The sequence below is a fragment of the Winogradskyella sp. MH6 genome (genome assembly GCF_022810765.1).
Taxonomy (GTDB): Bacteria; Bacteroidota; Bacteroidia; order Flavobacteriales; family Flavobacteriaceae; genus Winogradskyella.
Map to the genome: position 1 here is coordinate 2,936,123 of NZ_CP094494.1, position 21,266 is coordinate 2,957,388.

10 protein-coding genes are annotated in these 21,266 nt (G+C 37.6%); 4 read left to right on the forward strand and 6 right to left on the reverse strand.

Annotated features, from left to right (window positions below; genetic code table 11):
• Window positions 1–10: 10 nt before the first annotated feature.
• From MST30_RS13175 to MST30_RS13185, 3 genes are read right to left on the reverse strand one after another with little or no spacing between them, the layout of a single operon-like run.
• Window positions 11–946, reverse strand: a complete 936-nt coding sequence (locus tag MST30_RS13175) for a PorP/SprF family type IX secretion system membrane protein (protein WP_243471869.1) — start codon at window positions 944–946, stop codon at window positions 11–13.
• Between the two features lie 11 nt (window positions 947–957).
• Window positions 958–13,395, reverse strand: a complete 12,438-nt coding sequence (locus tag MST30_RS13180; protein ID WP_243471870.1) for a T9SS type B sorting domain-containing protein — start codon at window positions 13,393–13,395, stop codon at window positions 958–960.
• Window positions 13,396–13,431: 36 nt separating this feature from the next.
• A complete protein-coding gene (locus MST30_RS13185; RefSeq protein ID WP_243471871.1) occupies window positions 13,432–13,881 on the reverse strand; it encodes a hypothetical protein in 450 nt (149 codons plus the stop codon).
• Between the two features lie 310 nt (window positions 13,882–14,191).
• Here MST30_RS13185 and MST30_RS13190 point away from each other — a divergent pair, with 310 nt between their 5' ends.
• From MST30_RS13190 to MST30_RS13205, 4 genes are all read left to right on the forward strand, one after another.
• Window positions 14,192–14,683 (forward strand): SixA phosphatase family protein, encoded by a 492-nt coding sequence (locus MST30_RS13190; RefSeq protein ID WP_243471872.1) that lies wholly within the window; start codon window positions 14,192–14,194, stop codon window positions 14,681–14,683.
• The gene (gene ppk1, locus MST30_RS13195) at window positions 14,680–16,734 is read left to right on the forward strand and encodes a polyphosphate kinase 1 (RefSeq protein ID WP_243471873.1); all 2,055 of its coding nucleotides are present in this window, start codon (window positions 14,680–14,682) and stop codon (window positions 16,732–16,734) included. The genes MST30_RS13190 and ppk1 overlap by 4 nt, the downstream gene beginning before the upstream one ends.
• A gap of 1 nt (window position 16,735) precedes the next feature.
• A complete protein-coding gene (locus MST30_RS13200; protein WP_243471874.1) occupies window positions 16,736–17,644 on the forward strand; it encodes a Ppx/GppA phosphatase family protein in 909 nt (302 codons plus the stop codon).
• A 103-nt stretch (window positions 17,645–17,747) separates the two neighbouring features.
• Complete coding sequence (locus MST30_RS13205) at window positions 17,748–18,281, forward strand: porin family protein (RefSeq protein WP_243471875.1); 534 nt, start codon at window positions 17,748–17,750, stop codon at window positions 18,279–18,281.
• A 56-nt stretch (window positions 18,282–18,337) separates the two neighbouring features.
• Here the strand turns inward: MST30_RS13205 and MST30_RS13210 are convergent, their stop codons facing one another.
• Genes MST30_RS13210 through MST30_RS13220 form a run of 3 tightly spaced genes read right to left on the reverse strand, consistent with a single transcriptional unit; the run spans window position 18,338 to window position 21,237 of the window.
• Entirely contained in the window at window positions 18,338–18,919 is a 582-nt protein-coding gene (locus MST30_RS13210; protein WP_243471876.1) for a MiaE family protein, read from the reverse strand.
• Window positions 18,920–18,923: 4 nt separating this feature from the next.
• Window positions 18,924–19,508, reverse strand: coding sequence for a hypothetical protein (locus MST30_RS13215; RefSeq protein WP_243471877.1), 585 nt, complete (start codon window positions 19,506–19,508; stop codon window positions 18,924–18,926).
• A gap of 4 nt (window positions 19,509–19,512) precedes the next feature.
• Window positions 19,513–21,237 carry a DNA polymerase III subunit gamma/tau gene (locus MST30_RS13220; RefSeq protein WP_243471878.1) on the reverse strand — a complete coding sequence of 575 codons (1,725 nt, stop codon included), beginning with the start codon at window positions 21,235–21,237 and terminating at the stop codon, window positions 19,513–19,515.
• Window positions 21,238–21,266 lie beyond the last annotated feature (29 nt).

The following is a 21,266-nucleotide window of genomic DNA, read 5'->3' on the forward strand; positions in this document are numbered from 1 at the left end:
TGCGATTCTTTTAGAAGTATCTAGGAGATTTTATACGTTTACTTTTAAATACTTCAAACATGAGTAATACTTCGTGTGTGCCACTTGTATAGGGTCTTATGTCTGAAATTGGATATTCGTAAGCATAACCAATTCGTAATTGTTTTGATATCTGAAAGTCAGCAATACCACCAATGGCAGCTGCATTTTCATTAATTCTGTATCCACCACCAATCCAAAAAGTTTCATTAAATAAGAAATTGGCAGAAATATCAAATGATAACGGTGCTCCGTTAGTAGCTTTAAGTAAAACTGAAGGTTTCAACTTTGTGGTTTCGCTTAAATCAAATACGTAACCACCAGTAATATAGTAACTAATGCGCTCTAAAGCAACGTAGTCTAATTGACCTTGGCGCCCGTTATTATAGTCCGTGTTTAAAATTCTAGGTGCTGAAAGACCTACATACCAACGTTGAGAATGCCAGTATAAACCAGCTCCCACATTAGGACTCCAGCGGTTAGAAACTTCATTAAAGAAAGGGTCGTTAACAACAGAAGGATCGTTTAATAATTCTTCATCTAAATTGTAGTGTGTAAAACCACCTTTAATACCAAAAGCTAATTTAGAGTTTACACCAGTTTGAATGGTATATGAAAAATCTCCGTATATGTATGAAAAGTTTTCATAACCTAATTTATCATTTATAAATGATAAGCCTAAACCTATCTTTTCATTCCTTAATGGTGTATGAATAGATAGTGTTTGGGTTTCTGGTCCACCTTCTAATCCAACCCATTGGCTTCTATGCAAGCCAACAGCACTGAATGTTTCTCTACTACCAGCATAAGCCGGATTAATAGAAATGGTGTTAAACATGTATTGTGTAAATTGAGGTAACTGCTGTGCAAATGTAGCTGAAACACCCAGTACAAATATTACAATACTTAATGATTTAGATAACTTCATCTCGGTTAAGTTTATTTATCAGTTGCTACGTAGATAGGACCTGCAAAAGGTTTCAATCCACTATTTTTTAAATTAATAATATAATAGTAAGTTCCGGTTGGGACTTTTCCAGAGCTTCCTACAGACGAGCCATGGGCATCGCCATTCCAATCATTTTGGTAATTATTGTTCTTGTATATCTCTGCTCCCCAACGATTGAATATCTGTAACTCAATAACAAATCCACAATCTTCAACACCACTTATTGTAAAGAACTCATTATAACTATCTCCATTTGCTGTTACAGTTTTAGATATAACAACATCATCTTCACCACATGCTAAAACAACACAATCATCATCAATAGTTACATTAACTTCTACTTCAGTAGGGCAAGGACCTTCGGTAATAGAATACATAAAGGTATACATACCAACATCTACAGAAGATGGATCAAATAAGCTACCATCTATAGTAGCATTGCCAGATACAACACTCCATGTACCATCCATGCTAAAGTCACCAGATAGTAAATCGAATAAATCGAATTCAGAATCTAGCACACAACGATTAGCATCAAAGGCATCAATAACATTACTAATCTCTACAGTAATATTTTGAGTGAATTCTGCAACATTACCACAATCATCTGTAACAGTCCAAGTTCTTATGATAGAATAATCTTCAAAATCATTAGCTTGAGTTGAGTCTTCATTGAAAGAAACACTAATATTATTAGAACAAGCATCTTCAAACACTAAGTTTGGAACTTCAGGAATATCATCGCATGAAGCTGTGATATTTTCATCCATTGGTGTCACCATAGTTGGTGCCGTCGTATCCTGAACTGTAATAATTTGAATATGTATAGTATCATTACCACAAGCATCAATTGCAGTCCAAGTACGTTCTATAATATAGTCACCCATACACGCACCATTTGTAATTTCTTCCTCAAAAGTTACCGTAGCCGTACCACAGTTATCATCAGCAGTTAAAGTCTCAGCCGTAGGCACCGCATCACATTCTACAGTTGTATCTACAGGCAATGCTTCGTTAAACGTTGGTGTCACAGTATCCTGAACCGTGATCACTTGAGTATGCACTGTTTCATTACCACAAGCATCCGTCGCTGTCCAAGTACGCGTTAAGGTATAGTCATTATCACAAGTACCAGCGGTAGTTGTTTCATTAAATGTTACCGTAGCTGTACCACAGTTATCATCAGCAGTTAAAGTCTCAGCCGTAGGCACTGCATCACATTCTACAGTTGTATCCGCAGGCAATGCTTCGTTAAACGTTGGTGTCACAGTATCCTGAACCGTGATCACTTGAGTATGCACTGTTTCATTACCACAAGCATCAATTGCAGTCCAAGTACGTTCTATAATATAGTCACCCATACACGCACCATTTGTAATTTCTTCCTCAAAAGTTACCGTAGCCGTACCACAGTTATCATCAGCAGTTAAAGTCTCAGCCGTAGGCACCGCATCACATTCTACAGTTGTATCCGCAGGCAATGCTTCGTTAAACGTTGGTGCCACAGTATCCTGAACCGTGATCACCTGAGTATGCACTGTTTCATTACCACAAGCATCCGTCGCTGTCCAAGTACGTGTTAAGGTATAGTCATTATCACAAGTACCAGCAGTAGTTGTTTCATTAAATGTTACCGTAGCTGTACCACAGTTATCATCAGCAGTTAAAGTCTCAGCCGTAGGCACTGCATCACATTCTACAGTTGTATCTACAGGCAATGCTTCGTTAAACGTTGGTGTCACAGTATCCTGAACCGTGATCACCTGAGTATGCACTGTTTCATTACCACAAGCATCCGTCGCTGTCCAAGTACGCGTTAAGGTATAGTCATTATCACAAGTACCAGCGGTAGTTGTTTCATTAAATGTTACCGTAGCTGTACCACAGTTATCATCAGCAGTTAAAGTCTCAGCCGTAGGCACTGCATCACATTCTACAGTTGTATCCGCAGGCAATGCTTCGTTAAAGGTTGGTGCCGTCGTATCCTGAACTGTAATAATTTGAATATGTATAGTATCATTACCACAAGCATCAGTAGCCGTCCAAGTACGTGTTAAGGTATAGTCATTATCACAAGTACCAGCAGTAGTTGTTTCATTAAACGTTACCGTAGCTGTACCACAGTTATCATCAGCAGTTAAAGTCTCAGCCGTAGGCACTGCATCACATTCTACAGTTGTATCTACAGGCAATGCTTCGTTAAACGTTGGTGTCACAGTATCCTGAACCGTGATCACCTGAGTATGCACTGTTTCATTACCACAAGCATCCGTCGCTGTCCAAGTACGTGTTAGTGTATAGTCATTATCACAAGTACCAGCGGTAGTTGTTTCATTAAATGTTACCGTAGCTGTACCACAGTTATCATTAGCAGTTAAAGTCTCAGCTGTAGGCACCGCATCACATTCTACAGTTGTATCCGCAGGCAATGCTTCGTTAAAGGTTGGTGCCACAGTATCCTGAACCGTGATCACCTGAGTATGCACTGTTTCATTACCACAAGCATCAGTAGCCGTCCAAGTACGTGTTAAGGTATAGTCATTATCACAAGTACCAGCGGTAGTTGTTTCATTAAATGTTACCGTAGCTGTACCACAGTTATCATCAGCAGTTAAAGTCTCAGCCGTAGGCACTGCATCACATTCTACAGTTGTATCTACAGGCAATGCTTCGTTAAAGGTTGGTGCTACTGTATCCTGAACCGTGATCACCTGAGTATGCACTGTTTCATTCCCACAAGCATCAGTAGCCGTCCAGGTACGTGTTAGCGTATAGTCATTATCACAAGTACCAGCGGTAGTTGTTTCATTAAATGTTACCGTAGCTGTACCACAGTTATCATCAGCAGTTAAAGTCTCAGCCGTAGGCACTGCATCACATTCTACAGTTGTATCTACAGGCAATGCTTCGTTAAACGTTGGTGTCACAGTATCCTGAACCGTGATCACCTGAGTATGCACTGTTTCATTACCACAAGCATCCGTCGCTGTCCAAGTACGCGTTAAGGTATAGTCATTATCACAAGTACCAGCGGTAGTTGTTTCATTAAATGTTACCGTAGCTGTACCACAGTTATCATTAGCAGTTAAAGTCTCAGCTGTAGGCACCGCATCACATTCTACAGTTGTATCCGCAGGCAATGCTTCGTTAAAGGTTGGTGCCACAGTATCCTGAACTGTAATTGTTTGATCTGCAGATACAGAGTTACCACAAGCATCTGTAGCGGTCCAAGTTCTGGTTATGGTTATCGCATTTCCACAGTTGACAACCTCTGTATCGCTGAAAGTTACATTAGGAGCAGCACAATCATCAGTAGCTGTAGCTGTACCAGTACTAGCAGGTGATGTGTCGTCAGTACATTCTACTGTTGTATCTGCAGGAATGGTCAATATAGGATCTACAGTATCAATAATAGAATATGTAGCTGTAGTCGTAGATGCATTACCACAATCATCAGTAGCAGTAAAAGTTACAGTTATAGCACCACTAGCACAATCCACATCAGTATTAGAACCATAGTCATTAGACCAGGTTGTAGTTCCACAAGTATCATTGGCAGTAGCTCCAGCATTATTGGCAAGCCAAGCTTCCAATGTGCCATCAGGTGTCACACCACACTGTATTACAATATTATCTGTATTAGTATTATCTATAGTTGGTGCCACAGTATCCTGAACCGTGATCACCTGAGTATGCACTGTTTCATTACCACAAGCATCCGTCGCTGTCCAAGTACGTGTTAGTGTATAGTCATTATCACAAGTACCAGCGGTAGTCGTTTCATTAAACGTTACCGTAGCCGTACCACAGTTATCATCAGCAGTTAAAGTCTCAGCCGTAGGCACTGCATCACATTCTACAGTTGTATCTACAGGCAATGCTTCGTTAAACGTTGGTGTCACAGTATCCTGAACCGTAATCACCTGAGTATGTACTGTTTCATTACCACAAGCATCAGTAGCTGTCCAAGTACGTGTTAGTGTATAGTCATTATCACAAGTACCAGCGGTAGTCGTTTCATTAAACGTTACCGTAGCCGTACCACAGTTATCGTTAGCAGTTAAAGTCTCAGCCGTAGGCACTGCATCACATTCTACAGTTGTATCTACAGGCAATGCTTCGTTAAAGGTTGGTGCTACTGTATCCTGAACCGTGATCACCTGAGTATGCACTGTTTCATTACCACAAGCATCAGTAGCCGTCCAGGTACGTGTTAGCGTATAGTCATTATCACAAGTACCAGCGGTAGTTGTTTCATTAAATGTTACCGTAGCTGTACCACAGTTATCATCAGCAGTTAAAGTCTCAGCCGTAGGCACTGCATCACATTCTACAGTTGTATCCGCAGGCAATGCTTCGTTAAAGGTTGGTGCCACAGTATCCTGAACCGTGATCACCTGAGTATGCACTGTTTCATTACCACAAGCATCCGTCGCTGTCCAAGTACGCGTTAAGGTATAGTCATTATCACAAGTACCAGCGGTAGTTGTTTCATTAAATGTTACCGTAGCTGTACCACAGTTATCATCAGCAGTTAAAGTCTCAGCCGTAGGCACTGCATCACATTCCACAGTTGTATCCGCAGGCAATGCTTCGTTAAAGGTTGGTGCCACAGTATCCTGAACCGTGATCACCTGAGTATGCACTGTTTCATTACCACAAGCATCCGTCGCTGTCCAAGTACGCGTTAAGGTATAGTCATTATCACAAGTACCAGCGGTAGTTGTTTCATTAAATGTTACCGTAGCTGTACCACAGTTATCATCAGCAGTTAAAGTCTCAGCCGTAGGCACTGCATCACATTCTACAGTTGTATCTACAGGCAATGCTTCGTTAAAGGTTGGTGCCACAGTATCCTGAACCGTGATCACCTGAGTATGCACTGTTTCATTACCACAAGCATCCGTCGCTGTCCAAGTACGCGTTAAGGTATAGTCATTATCACAAGTACCAGCGGTAGTTGTTTCATTAAATGTTACCGTAGCTGTACCACAGTTATCATTAGCAGTTAAAGTCTCAGCTGTAGGCACCGCATCACATTCTACAGTTGTATCCGCAGGCAATGCTTCGTTAAAGGTTGGTGCCACAGTATCCTGAACTGTAATTGTTTGATCTGCAGATACAGAGTTACCACAAGCATCTGTAGCGGTCCAAGTTCTGGTTATGGTTATCGCATTTCCACAGTTGACAACCTCTGTATCGCTGAAAGTTACATTAGGAGCAGCACAATCATCAGTAGCTGTAGCTGTACCAGTACTAGCAGGTGATGTGTCGTCAGTACATTCTACTGTTGTATCTGCAGGAATGGTCAATATAGGATCTACAGTATCAATAATAGAATATGTAGCTGTAGTCGTAGATGCATTACCACAATCATCAGTAGCAGTAAAAGTTACAGTTATAGCACCACTAGCACAATCCACATCAGTATTAGAACCATAGTCATTAGACCAGGTTGTAGTTCCACAAGTATCATTGGCAGTAGCTCCAGCATTATTGGCAAGCCAAGCTTCCAATGTGCCATCAGGTGTCACACCACACTGTATTACAATATTATCTGTATTAGTATTATCTATAGTTGGTGCCACAGTATCCTGAACCGTGATCACCTGAGTATGCACTGTTTCATTCCCACAAGCATCAGTAGCCGTCCAGGTACGTGTTAGTGTATAGTCATTATCACAAGTACCAGCGGTAGTTGTTTCATTAAATGTTACCGTAGCTGTACCACAGTTATCATCAGCAGTTAAAGTCTCAGCCGTAGGCACTGCATCACATTCTACAGTTGTATCTACAGGCAATGCTTCGTTAAAGGTTGGTGCCACAGTATCCTGAACCGTGATCACCTGAGTATGCACTGTTTCATTACCACAAGCATCCGTCGCTGTCCAAGTACGTGTTAGTGTATAGTCATTATCACAAGTACCAGCGGTAGTTGTTTCATTAAATGTTACCGTAGCTGTACCACAGTTATCATCAGCAGTTAAAGTCTCAGCCGTAGGCACTGCATCACATTCTACAGTTGTATCTACAGGCAATGCTTCGTTAAAGGTTGGTGCCACAGTATCCTGAACCGTGATCACCTGAGTATGCACTGTTTCATTACCACAAGCATCCGTCGCTGTCCAAGTACGCGTTAAGGTATAGTCATTATCACAAGTACCAGCGGTAGTTGTTTCATTAAATGTTACCGTAGCTGTACCACAGTTATCATCAGCAGTTAAAGTCTCAGCCGTAGGCACTGCATCACATTCTACAGTTGTATCCGCAGGCAATGCTTCGTTAAAGGTTGGTGCCACAGTATCCTGAACCGTGATCACCTGAGTATGCACTGTTTCATTACCACAAGCATCAGTAGCCGTCCAGGTACGTGTTAGCGTATAGTCATTATCACAAGTACCAGCGGTAGTTGTTTCATTAAATGTTACCGTAGCTGTACCACAGTTATCATCAGCAGTTAAAGTCTCAGCCGTAGGCACTGCATCACATTCTACAGTTGTATCTACAGGCAATGCTTCGTTAAAGGTTGGTGCCACAGTATCCTGAACCGTGATCACCTGAGTATGCACTGTTTCATTACCACAAGCATCCGTCGCTGTCCAAGTACGTGTTAGTGTATAGTCATTATCACAAGTACCAGCGGTAGTTGTTTCATTAAATGTTACCGTAGCTGTACCACAGTTATCATCAGCAGTTAAAGTCTCAGCCGTAGGCACTGCATCACATTCTACAGTTGTATCTACAGGCAATGCTTCGTTAAAGGTTGGTGCCACAGTATCCTGAACCGTGATCACCTGAGTATGCACTGTTTCATTACCACAAGCATCCGTCGCTGTCCAAGTACGTGTTAGTGTATAGTCATTATCACAAGTACCAGCGGTAGTTGTTTCATTAAATGTTACCGTAGCTGTACCACAGTTATCATCAGCAGTTAAAGTCTCAGCCGTAGGCACTGCATCACATTCTACAGTTGTATCCGCAGGCAATGCTTCGTTAAAGGTTGGTGCCACAGTATCCTGAACCGTGATCACCTGAGTATGCACTGTTTCATTACCACAAGCATCCGTCGCTGTCCAAGTACGCGTTAAGGTATAGTCATTATCACAAGTACCAGCGGTAGTTGTTTCATTAAATGTTACCGTAGCTGTACCACAGTTATCATCAGCAGTTAAAGTCTCAGCCGTAGGCACTGCATCACATTCCACAGTTGTATCCGCAGGCAATGCTTCGTTAAAGGTTGGTGCCACAGTATCCTGAACCGTGATCACCTGAGTATGCACTGTTTCATTACCACAAGCATCCGTCGCTGTCCAAGTACGCGTTAAGGTATAGTCATTATCACAAGTACCAGCGGTAGTTGTTTCATTAAATGTTACCGTAGCTGTACCACAGTTATCATCAGCAGTTAAAGTCTCAGCCGTAGGCACTGCATCACATTCTACAGTTGTATCTACAGGCAATGCTTCGTTAAAGGTTGGTGCCACAGTATCCTGAACCGTGATCACCTGAGTATGCACTGTTTCATTACCACAAGCATCCGTCGCTGTCCAAGTACGCGTTAAGGTATAGTCATTATCACAAGTACCAGCAGTAGTTGTTTCATTAAACGTTACCGTAGCTGTACCACAGTTATCATTAGCAGTTAAAGTCTCAGCTGTAGGCACCGCATCACATTCTACAGTTGTATCCGCAGGCAATGCTTCGTTAAAGGTTGGTGCCACAGTATCCTGAACCGTGATCACCTGAGTATGCACTGTTTCATTACCACAAGCATCCGTCGCTGTCCAAGTACGCGTTAAGGTATAGTCATTATCACAAGTACCAGCGGTAGTTGTTTCATTAAATGTTACCGTAGCTGTACCACAGTTATCATCAGCAGTTAAAGTCTCAGCCGTAGGCACTGCATCACATTCTACAGTTGTATCTACAGGCAATGCTTCGTTAAACGTTGGTGTCACAGTATCCTGAACCGTGATCACTTGAGTATGCACTGTTTCATTACCACAAGCATCCGTCGCTGTCCAAGTACGCGTTAAGGTATAGTCATTATCACAAGTACCAGCGGTAGTTGTTTCATTAAATGTTACCGTAGCTGTACCACAGTTATCGTTAGCAGTTAAAGTCTCAGCTGTAGGCACCGCATCACATTCCACAGTTGTATCCGCAGGCAATGCTTCGTTAAAGGTTGGTGCCACAGTATCCTGAACCGTGATCACCTGAGTATGCACTGTTTCATTACCACAAGCATCCGTCGCTGTCCAAGTACGTGTTAAGGTATAGTCATTATCACAAGTACCAGCAGTAGTTGTTTCATTAAACGTTACCGTAGCTGTACCACAGTTATCATTAGCAGTTAAAGTCTCAGCTGTAGGCACCGCATCACATTCTACAGTTGTATCCGCAGGCAATGCTTCGTTAAAGGTTGGTGCCACAGTATCCTGAACCGTGATCACCTGAGTATGCACTGTTTCATTACCACAAGCATCCGTCGCTGTCCAAGTACGCGTTAAGGTATAGTCATTATCACAAGTACCAGCGGTAGTTGTTTCATTAAATGTTACCGTAGCTGTACCACAGTTATCATCAGCAGTTAAAGTCTCAGCCGTAGGCACTGCATCACATTCTACAGTTGTATCCGCAGGCAATGCTTCGTTAAAGGTTGGTGCCGTCGTATCCTGAACTGTAATAATTTGAATATGTATAGTATCATTACCACAAGCATCAGTAGCCGTCCAAGTACGTGTTAAGGTATAGTCATTATCACAAGTACCAGCAGTAGTTGTTTCATTAAACGTTACCGTAGCTGTACCACAGTTATCATCAGCAGTTAAAGTCTCAGCCGTAGGCACTGCATCACATTCTACAGTTGTATCTACAGGCAATGCTTCGTTAAACGTTGGTGTCACAGTATCCTGAACCGTGATCACCTGAGTATGCACTGTTTCATTACCACAAGCATCCGTCGCTGTCCAAGTACGTGTTAGTGTATAGTCATTATCACAAGTACCAGCGGTAGTTGTTTCATTAAATGTTACCGTAGCTGTACCACAGTTATCATTAGCAGTTAAAGTCTCAGCTGTAGGCACCGCATCACATTCTACAGTTGTATCCGCAGGCAATGCTTCGTTAAAGGTTGGTGCCACAGTATCCTGAACCGTGATCACCTGAGTATGCACTGTTTCATTACCACAAGCATCAGTAGCCGTCCAAGTACGTGTTAAGGTATAGTCATTATCACAAGTACCAGCGGTAGTTGTTTCATTAAATGTTACCGTAGCTGTACCACAGTTATCATCAGCAGTTAAAGTCTCAGCCGTAGGCACCGCATCACATTCTACAGTTGTATCCGCAGGCAATGCTTCGTTAAACGTTGGTGTCACAGTATCCTGAACCGTGATCACTTGAGTATGCACTGTTTCATTACCACAAGCATCCGTCGCTGTCCAAGTACGCGTTAAGGTATAGTCATTATCACAAGTACCAGCGGTAGTTGTTTCATTAAATGTTACCGTAGCTGTACCACAGTTATCATCAGCAGTTAAAGTCTCAGCCGTAGGCACCGCATCACATTCTACAGTTGTATCCGCAGGCAATGCTTCGTTAAACGTTGGTGCCACAGTATCCTGAACCGTGATCACCTGAGTATGCACTGTTTCATTACCACAAGCATCCGTCGCTGTCCAAGTACGTGTTAAGGTATAGTCATTATCACAAGTACCAGCAGTAGTTGTTTCATTAAACGTTACCGTAGCTGTACCACAGTTATCATCAGCAGTTAAAGTCTCAGCCGTAGGCACTGCATCACATTCTACAGTTGTATCTACAGGCAATGCTTCGTTAAACGTTGGTGTCACAGTATCCTGAACCGTGATCACCTGAGTATGCACTGTTTCATTACCACAAGCATCCGTCGCTGTCCAAGTACGCGTTAAGGTATAGTCATTATCACAAGTACCAGCGGTAGTTGTTTCATTAAATGTTACCGTAGCTGTACCACAGTTATCATCAGCAGTTAAAGTCTCAGCCGTAGGCACTGCATCACATTCTACAGTTGTATCCGCAGGCAATGCTTCGTTAAAGGTTGGTGCCGTCGTATCCTGAACTGTAATAATTTGAATATGTATAGTATCATTACCACAAGCATCAGTAGCCGTCCAAGTACGTGTTAAGGTATAGTCATTATCACAAGTACCAGCGGTAGTTGTTTCATTAAACGTTACCGTAGCTGTACCACAGTTATCATCAGCAGTTAAAGTCTCAGCCGTAGGCACTGCATCACATTCTACAGTTGTATCTACAGGCAATGCTTCGTTAAAGGTTGGTGCTACTGTATCCTGAACCGTGATCACCTGAGTATGTACTGTTTCATTACCACAAGCATCAGTAGCCGTCCAAGTACGCGTTAAGGTATAGTCGTTATCACAAGTACCATCTGTTCTGACCTCATTATAATCTACAGTCACAGTTCCACAGCTAGTTGCTGCCGTTAATGTAGGAGCATCTGGAATATCGTCACATTCAACGGAGACATCAGAGGGTAGTGTTTCATTAAAGGTTGGTCCATCAGGATCGGCAATTGTTATTACTTGAACATATTGAGGACTTGTTCTTCCACATGCATCTGTAAATGTCCAAGTATTTGTATAGGTTCCAGTACTAGGACAATTTGGATCAGCCACAAAGCTGCCAGATGTTTTGTTAAGAGTAAAATTACATTTATCTGTTGCAGGTTCTAACAATTGGGCAGCATTCAACCCATCAGAGTCATCACAGTTTATAGTTCTGTCAAGATCATTTGCGGGATTAACCCAAACAGCAGCATCAGGTTGATTTACAATAATACTAGTAGGGTCTTGTAATCCGACCTGACAATTGTCTAAGGTAGCAGAACTCAATGTATTTTGGGTATTGGGATTTAAAATACCATTATATGTAGCTTCGAATTGTAAATCGAAAGATAAATCGCAGCTATCTTCAAGAAAATAGCATTCATCTTTGACTATGATGTCAAAATCAATATTTAATTCGGGACTTAAAACATTTACCAATCCATCGGCTACAAAAAAGGTAAGTTCACCTGTAGTAGCATTATATGTATAAGTAACTCCTAGAGGTAAATTATCTGCTCCATTAAATTGAACCTGAGGTGGTAAGATGGTTGAAACTTGAAGATTAACAGCGTTATCATTACCATTATTCATGATATCAAAACTAAATCCAAGATTATCACCTGGATTTGCAGGATTCATACCAGAATTAAGTGTCATTTCAATTGGATTTAAATCTGGAGCCCATACATCTACTGACAAACCTAAAAGATATAATCCATATGTTTCTTGGTTAGATGTTAAACGTAAAGTTGCAGATGTTTGATTATTACCAATAATTGTATTGAAAACCCCACCATTGTTTAAGTCAAATACAGCAGCATCGAAACCTAATGTATTTAAACTTGCTGGTGTTCTGTTTGTAAAGTCAGTGTTACCAATAGTAATTCTACTATTAAAAAAGTTTGTTGAAGCTCTTTGAGGCGCAGATATATCTACAAAATTTCCTACTACATTTTGGATTTGTAAACGATCTCCACTTAAATCACGATCTCCTTCTAAAGATCCAATCATGATTTTTGTATTTACAGGTCCTATTGGGATAGTTTGAAAACCATTAAAATTAATATCAAAATCATTTACTGAACTTGTTACATGAGCATATCCATCGAATAAGCTTATGTTTTTAGACGGCATTAATGGACTTTCGTATACAAATACTATTTGCCAACCACCCGAAGTACCAGTGTTACCACTAGGGTGTGATGTAAGACTGCCTGTTTTTGCTTCAACATTCGCAACCTGATATGTGCCATATGGATTACTTAAGTTTGTAACTTGAGATGTTATGTCTTTTACACATATATAAGGATCATTACTAAAATGCGTATCTCTACCTCTAAAAATAACTTCATCTGCAGTATATGTGTTGTAATTTGTTTCACCTGGGAGCATTAATTTAACATCGTTATAATTCCAGTTAGGTTGATTATCAGAATTTAAGTTATTGCTATTAGGTTCTTTATCGGCTGCAGCCCAATACAAATATGCTTTTCTTATGGATAGACAAGATAGCGTAGGCTCTGGATTATCGAAAGTAGCATTACTCGAATTAAATGTTGTAGATCCAATTCCAGTATTACCATCGATATCAACATATACATTATCAGTAAAATTGTGGTTACCACTACTACCATTATAACTTGATGTTGCACTACGAGATAACATATTGTTTGCAATCATGGTAAAATCACCTTTTACCGTTTGATTAAAACGAGGTGAGAATGGCTGTTGTACTTGAGCAATTGCATAGTTACCCAACAAAAAGGTGAGTGATAATATTAAATTGCGAAAGCGAATTTCTTTAAGTAAAGTTTTCATAAACCCAAATTGAATTGATGATTTAGCAAGTAAGCTCTAGTTATTATCTTTAGGATCTGGAATTAAAGAAGTAATTATAACAGAATTACTTATTGTATTTCCGTTTTCATCTACTGCTTTTACTTCTGTACAGTTCCATTTATTTATAGTTGTGTTAGCTGGTCTAGATATTTTCAAATAAAACTCAAAAGATTCATTTGGTTTCAATATGTGTTCAGAAAACTGTGATTTTGAAGCTTTATTGAGATTCTTTTGAATAAGTTCAACTTGGTTTTCTTCTTTGAGATTTTGACACTTAGTATTTTTAGAATCTACAAAAAACCTCGTTGATTTTTTTGAAGAGTTTGTTATCTCTAATAAATAAGAGTGCTCTTTTTCATAATTAGGTTTATCTGAACCCTCCTTTATTTTTAAAACTAAAGGTGATTGTCCGTAAATAGCTATTGATACAAACAGACATAAGATAACTGTGGTTAATAGTTTCATATCTAAATTTTTTAATTCAATTTTATTTCTCGCCTAGCGATATACTTTTTGTCAAAACTTAAAAACAACAAAATATAGACACATTAGTGACTACATATTTCATTAGTATTTATAGAGGGAAGTTTTACTAATGTAAATGAAATCTTGAATGGATTAATATTTTTGATTTGGGGTCATTTACATTAATTTTACAAAAGCAAAAGAACTTATATCTAATATTTTATACAAACATTAGAGTTAAAGCGCCAAAATAGTCGTTAAAACGGAAATATGCAACATTTTATCGAAAAAAAATGCTTTTAATCGAAATATGATGAAATCAATTACACTCGTAAGACATGGAAAATCCTCATGGGAATTTGATGTTTCAGACTTCTTAAGACCTTTAAAAAATAGAGGGGTATATGATGTTAAATTAGTTGCTAATCAGTATGTTAGCTTAGGTTTATTACCCAATGTTATATACTCAAGTCCAGCAGTTAGGGCCTTCTCAACATGTAAGATATTTTTAGGGGCATTTAACTTGTCAGAAGATTCTGTTACAATTAAAGATGATTTATACGATTTTGGAGGTGAAAGTGTCATAAACTTTATTAAAAGATTACCCAATGATTACAATTCGGTTATGTTATTTGGTCACAACCATGCTTTTACGTCAATTGCTAATATATTTGGTGATAAGTTTATAGATAATCTTCCAACAAGTGGACTAATTAAGATTAATTTTGATATTTCTGATTGGAAAGATTTAAAACAAGGAACTACAGAATTATTAATAATTCCTAAGGAATTAAGAGCATGACAAAACATAAGAACACTTATATAAATAGAGAGTTAAGTTGGTTACAATTTAATGCACGTGTATTACAGGAAGCTGCTGATGAAACAGTACCATTAATCGAAAGATTACGGTTTTTAGGTATTTTTTCTAATAATTTAGATGAGTTTTTTAAAGTAAGATATGCCACTGTTAAGCGAATTTATGATGCAGGCAAAGGTGGTAAGAGTGAGCTTGGTGGTATTAAAGCTGGTGAGTTATTAGAGGAAATTACAGAAGTAGTTATTGATCAACAAAGAGAAAGTGTTGAAATTTTAAATAAAATAGAACAAGAACTTGAAAGTGAAAATATTTTCATTATTAATGAAACTGAAATTGAAGCCGATCATCATGAATTTATAAAAAACTATTTCTATCAAGAAATTAGCCCTGCATTGGTTGTAATAATATTGGATGAAGATATAGCTCTTCCAGAACTAAAGGATAGTGCAGGTTATTTAACCATTACGATGTCTAATTCAGGAGGAAAAGATCAATATGCGCTTATTGAGATTTCTAAAAGTATGGAGCGTTTTATTGTTTTGCCAAATAGAGGAGAAGCAAACTATATTATAATGGTAGATGATGTTATTAGATATTGTTTAGATGAAATCTTCAATATTTTTAAATACGATTCTATCTCGTCTCATATGATAAAAATAACCCGAGACGGAGAATTAGATTTTGATAGTGATTTAAGTAAAAGTTTTGTAGATAAATTATCTCGAAGTGTAAAAGACAGACAAAGTGGCGATCCTGTAAGGTTTGTTCACGATAAAAATATAGAACCAGATACATTAAATTTCTTATTAGAGCGAATGGAGATAGACTCTAAGGATAGTATTATTCCAGGTGGTCGTTATCATAACCGTAGAGATTATATGGATTTTCCTAGCTTAGGGAGAACAGATTTGCTTTATGACAGAATTAAACCATTACCTGTTAAGGGGTTGAGTTTACAAGAAAGCATTTTCACTACAGTAGCAAAAAAGGATTATTTAGTTTACACGCCATATCATACATTTTCTTATGTTGTTAAATTTTTGCGAGAAGCAGCATTAGATCCTAAAGTAAGAGCTATAAAGATTACTATTTATAGGTTAGCTCAGATTTCTCATGTGGCAAGTTCACTTATAAATGCAGCCAAAAACGGTAAATATGTAACGGTTTCTATAGAGCTGAGAGCACGTTTTGATGAAGAGGCTAATATTAATTATGCAGAGCAGATGCAAGATGCTGGTGTTAATATGTTGTTTGGAGTGCCAGGATTAAAGGTGCATAGTAAAATGTGTGTTATAGAGCGAGAAGAAGACCATAAACTAAAGCGTTATGGATTTATAAGTACAGGTAATTTTAATGAATCAACGGCAAAGTTCTACACAGATTTTACGCTGCTTACATCTAACCCAAAGATTCTTAAAGACATTAATAAAGTATTTAATTTTTTAGAGGTCAACTATATTGTTAATAGATACAAGCATATAATAGCTTCACCGCACTATACCAAAACCAAATTGTTTTCTCTTATTGATAAAGAGATTGAAAATGCCAAAAACGGTAAAACTGCTTACATAAAGCTAAAGATGAATAGTATAAGCAGCTATAAAATGGTCGATAAACTCTATGAAGCAAGTAGAGCAGGTGTTAAAATACAGATGATTGTTAGAGGTTTGTGTTGTTTAGTACCTGGAGTTGAAGGTATGAGTGAAAATATTGAAATTATCAGTATAGTTGATAAGTTTTTAGAACATACGCGTCTATATGTATTTTCTAATAATGACGATCCATTGGTATATATTTCTTCAGCAGATTGGATGACCAGAAATATAGAGCATAGAGTAGAGGTGAGTTGTCCAATTTACGATGAAGATTTAAAGCAAGAACTACAAGATTTATTTGAGATATGCTGGAACGACAATGTAAAAGCTCGTCATATCAATGAAACACAAGATAATACGTATCGAAGAAATGATAAGCCAAAAGTTAGAGCTCAGTTCGATACATATAATTATTACTTAAAAAAGTTAGAAGGATAATATGCTGAAGATTCAAAAATATGCCGCCATAGATATTGGTTCTAATGCGGTAAGATTATTAATTTCAAACATTATAGAACAAAAGGGTAAACCAACTGTATTTAAGAAAAATTCATTAGTACGTGTTCCTATAAGACTAGGTGCAGATGTATTTATTAATGGTGAAGTTTCTGAATACAACCAAGAACGCATGATAGATACCATGGTAGCATTTAGCCTACTTATGAAATCCCATGGAGTAGTTCGTTACAAAGCATGTGCGACATCTGCTATGCGAGAGGCTAATAATAGTGAGGCTCTCACCAAGAAGATTATTGACAGTTGCGGAATCAGTATAGATATTATTGATGGTGAAGAAGAGGCAGCCATCATTGCTGCTACTGATTTAAGCACATATATTGATGAAAACAAGACTTATCTTTATGTAGATGTAGGTGGTGGTAGTACAGAGTTCTCAATTATCCATAACGGTAATAAGGTAAAATCTAAATCTTTTAAAGTAGGAACTGTTAGACTTCTAAATGATATTGTTACCAGAGAAACATGGAGTGAGCTAGAGCAATGGATTAAGGAAAGTACTTCACCTTATGAAAAAATAGATTTAATTGGTTCTGGTGGTAACATTAATAAAATATTTAAAATTTCAGGAAAGCAACTTGGCAAACCTTTAACCTATTTCTATTTAAGCAATTATTACCAAACCTTGCAGCAATACTCATACGAAGAACGTATTACCGAACTCAATTTAAATCAAGATAGGGCGGATGTTATTATTCCGGCAACAAGAATCTACTTATCTGCTATGAAATGGAGTGGAGCTAAGGATATTTATGTTCCAAAAATTGGACTGTCAGATGGTATTATAAAAAGTGTTTATTTTGAAACAGTGTCTAGTGTTTCTGTAGAATAAATTAAGTTGAAATTTACCGTTTAACCACTTTTTTACTACTAAAATCTATACATTTATTCCTGTATTAGAATTTAAATTATATTCGCTGTCTCAAATTAATATTATGAAAAAATTTTTACTTGCCTCTTTATTGATATGCTTTACAACGATTTGCATGGCTCAAGAAGTTCGTTATGGAGTAAGAGGTGCACTTAATGTATCTAATCTAGATTTTGATCCAGATGCAAATTTTGACAATCAACATAGAAATGGTTTTGCATTTGCTGGATTTGTTGATTACGGTTTTTCTGAAGATTTGTCTTTACATACAGAATTACAATGGTCTGCAGAAGGCGGTAAGGATGAAGGTCTTAGAGCAGATTACATACAAATGCCAATTTTATTAAAATTATCAACTTCAGATAGATTGTCTTTTATGGCAGGACCTCAGGTAGCATTAAAAACATGGAAAAATAATGATGGCTTTTCAACATTTGCATTTTCTGGTGTTGTTGGTGCAGAATATATGATAACTGATGAGTTGTTTGTTGATGCAAGATTTTCTTACGGATTAACAAACATCTTAGATGAAGATGACATACCAAATCTAGAAGCTAAAAACCACGTAATGCAATTTGGTTTTGGAATAAAGATTTAAGAAAAATCAACTTTTAATTATAAAAAAAGCTTCAATATTACTTGAAGCTTTTTTTATTATCCATGTACAGTTTCCTTTTTGCCTAAATCTTTCATGATGTCTGCCTCATATTCAAGAAGTTGTTGCCATTTTTGGTCTACTTCTTTTCTGTCTCCATATTGCCTTGCAAAATTTAAAAACATAGTGTAGTGGTTGGCTTCGCTAATCATTAATTTTCTGTAGAATTTAGCCAATTTTTTGTCTTCCAATTCTTCGGAGAGTAATCTAAAACGTTCGCAGCTACGTGCTTCGATTAGTGCTGCATAAAGTAATCTGTGAGTCAATTGTGTAGTTCTGCTTCCACCTTTTGGGAAAAACTTTAAAAGGGCAAGTACATAATCATCTTTGCGATCTCTGCCAAGCGTCCAGCCACGTTCTAAAATAAGGTCGTGTACCATTTTAAAGTGACTCATTTCTTCTTCAACTAAATCAATCATTTCTTGTACAAGTTCTGTGTATTCTGGGAAACCAACAATCAAAGAAATGGCAGTACTCGCTGCCTTTTGCTCACAGTAAGCATGATCGGTAAGTATTTCTTCAATATTCTTTTCTACAATGTTTACCCACCTTGGGTCTGTTGGAAGTTTGAGACCTAACATAGTTTTAATGTTTTTTGGTTTGAATGAAATTTGCTTTTCCTTTATCGTTGATCAGTATTTTATGATGAGATACCTTATCTGTTTCAGGTATAGCATACATAACATCTATAGCCACTGTATTGGTATAGCTTGGGTCGTCATCTAATTGTATAGCATTTAAAATAGCAAGTTTGTCAAAGTTATAAAGCTCTGAGCCTTTTAATAAATTAGGGTTAAAGTTAAATGCTGTATTCGCTTTTTGTTTATCAAAGCTTTTGTTGTAGATAACCTTGTTGTCCTTTTCAACTAAAATATCGAACTTAAAATTACGATAATACGTTTGATAATTAATGGTGTCTTTTATTTTAGTGAATAGCACACTGTTGTCCATATCAGTGTAGGTCTTTATCTTTACTCTAAAGCCATTGTTTAGTGTAGTGTCAACTTGGCGTTCTGTATAGCTTTCAGGTTTATAAACATCTATTTGTACAGATACGGTTTTGTTAAATTCTTCAATATCTTTTGCTAAAGCTTGATTTTTGGTAATGCGACCTTCACAACTTGTAAAACCAAGAACTATAATTAAGAGTAAACCAAGTATATTTCTCATATGCTTATATATCTAATCCGAAAGTTTTCTTCAGTAATTCTATATTAGGATTCTTTTCTTTTAGCTTTTCATACTTTTCTCTCGGTGTAAAAGCGTATTTTTTTGCAACTTCTTCATTCACGGTAATCTCTAAATGAAGGTCATAATTTTTTAAGGCTTTACGCAAATAGGCAAGAAGCGGAAATTGAGCACGCTCTAGCTCAATCTTGTTGGTATTGTTCGAATAGGTAAGATGAATGGCAGTGTCCTTTAGTTTTGGCTTATCCATCTGTAATATAGAAGCTAATATCTTTTCACCTTTTTTAGATACTGAAACTGTATATTCATTCCAAGCTTTTGTTAATGCTTCTTGAGAAACAGGCTCTTTTGGTAAATCTTCTTCATCAATAACAACATCTAATTGTCGTATTTGATGTTCCTTTTTTTCTCTAATGCTTTTTAAAGATAACCCAGAAGTTGATTTTTTGGCTGTATCAATTGAAATTTTTGGAATTGTAACAGGCTCAGAAACTGTAGCAACTGGCTGTTGCTTTTCTTCCTTTTTCTCAATTTTTGGTTGCTGAACAGCAGGTCTTGCTTCTTCTTTTGTTTTATTAACAGGAATTGGAGTAATACCCTTTGCCTGAAAATACGATGGAGGAATTATGAAATGTCCATCATTTTTTTTTTCTCCATCAAAAGTGATAGAGGCTAATTGCATAAGTGTTAACTCAACAAGTAATCTTTGATTTTTACTTGTTTTGTACTTTAAATCGCAATCATTGGCAAGCTCAATGCCCTTGAGCAGGAAGGTGTTTGAGGTTTTTCTAGACTGCTCAACATACTTCTGTTTGGTTTCTTCACCAACTTCTAATAAATCTATAGTGGCTTGATTTTTACAAACCATTAAATCTCTGAAATGTGAAGCCAAACCAGCAATGTAATGATGACCATCAAAACCTTTGGATAATATAGTGTTAAACTGAACCAATAAATCCGGAATCTTATTTTCTAAGATTAAATCAGTGCTTTCAAAATATGTTTCGTAATCTAAAACATTAAGATTTTCGGTTACGGCGTGTCTGGTTAAATTTTTACCGGAAAAACTTACAACCCTATCAAAAATAGATAAAGCATCTCGCATGGCGCCATCAGCTTTTTGGGCAATAATGTGTAACGCATCATCTTCAGCTTTTATGCCTTGTTCTTCTGCTATGTACTTTAAGTATTCTTTAGCGTCAGTTACGGTAATACGCTTAAAGTCAAATATTTGACAACGTGATAAAATCGTTGGAATAATTTTGTGCTTTTCGGTAGTTGCCAATATAAAAATGCAATGCTTTGGTGGCTCTTCTAATGTTTTAAGAAAGGCATTAAATGCAGCCTGAGAAAGCATGTGTACCTCATCTATAATATAGACTTTATATTTACCCACCTGAGGTGGAATTCTAACCTGATCGGTTAAATTTCTAATATCGTCTACAGAGTTATTAGAAGCCGCATCAAGCTCAAAAATATTGAAAGCAAAGTCTTCATCTTCGCTAGTGTTACCATCACTATTAATCATTTTTGCGAGGATACGTGCACATGTAGTTTTACCGACACCACGTGGACCAGTAAACAAAAGTGCTTGAGCTAAATGATTATTTTCAATAGCATTAAGAAGTGTATTTGTAATAGCTTGTTGCCCTACAACATCCTTAAAGGTTTGTGGTCTATACTTACGTGCCGATACTACAAAATGCTCCATTGAAAAGTAACTGAAACACAAATTTAAGA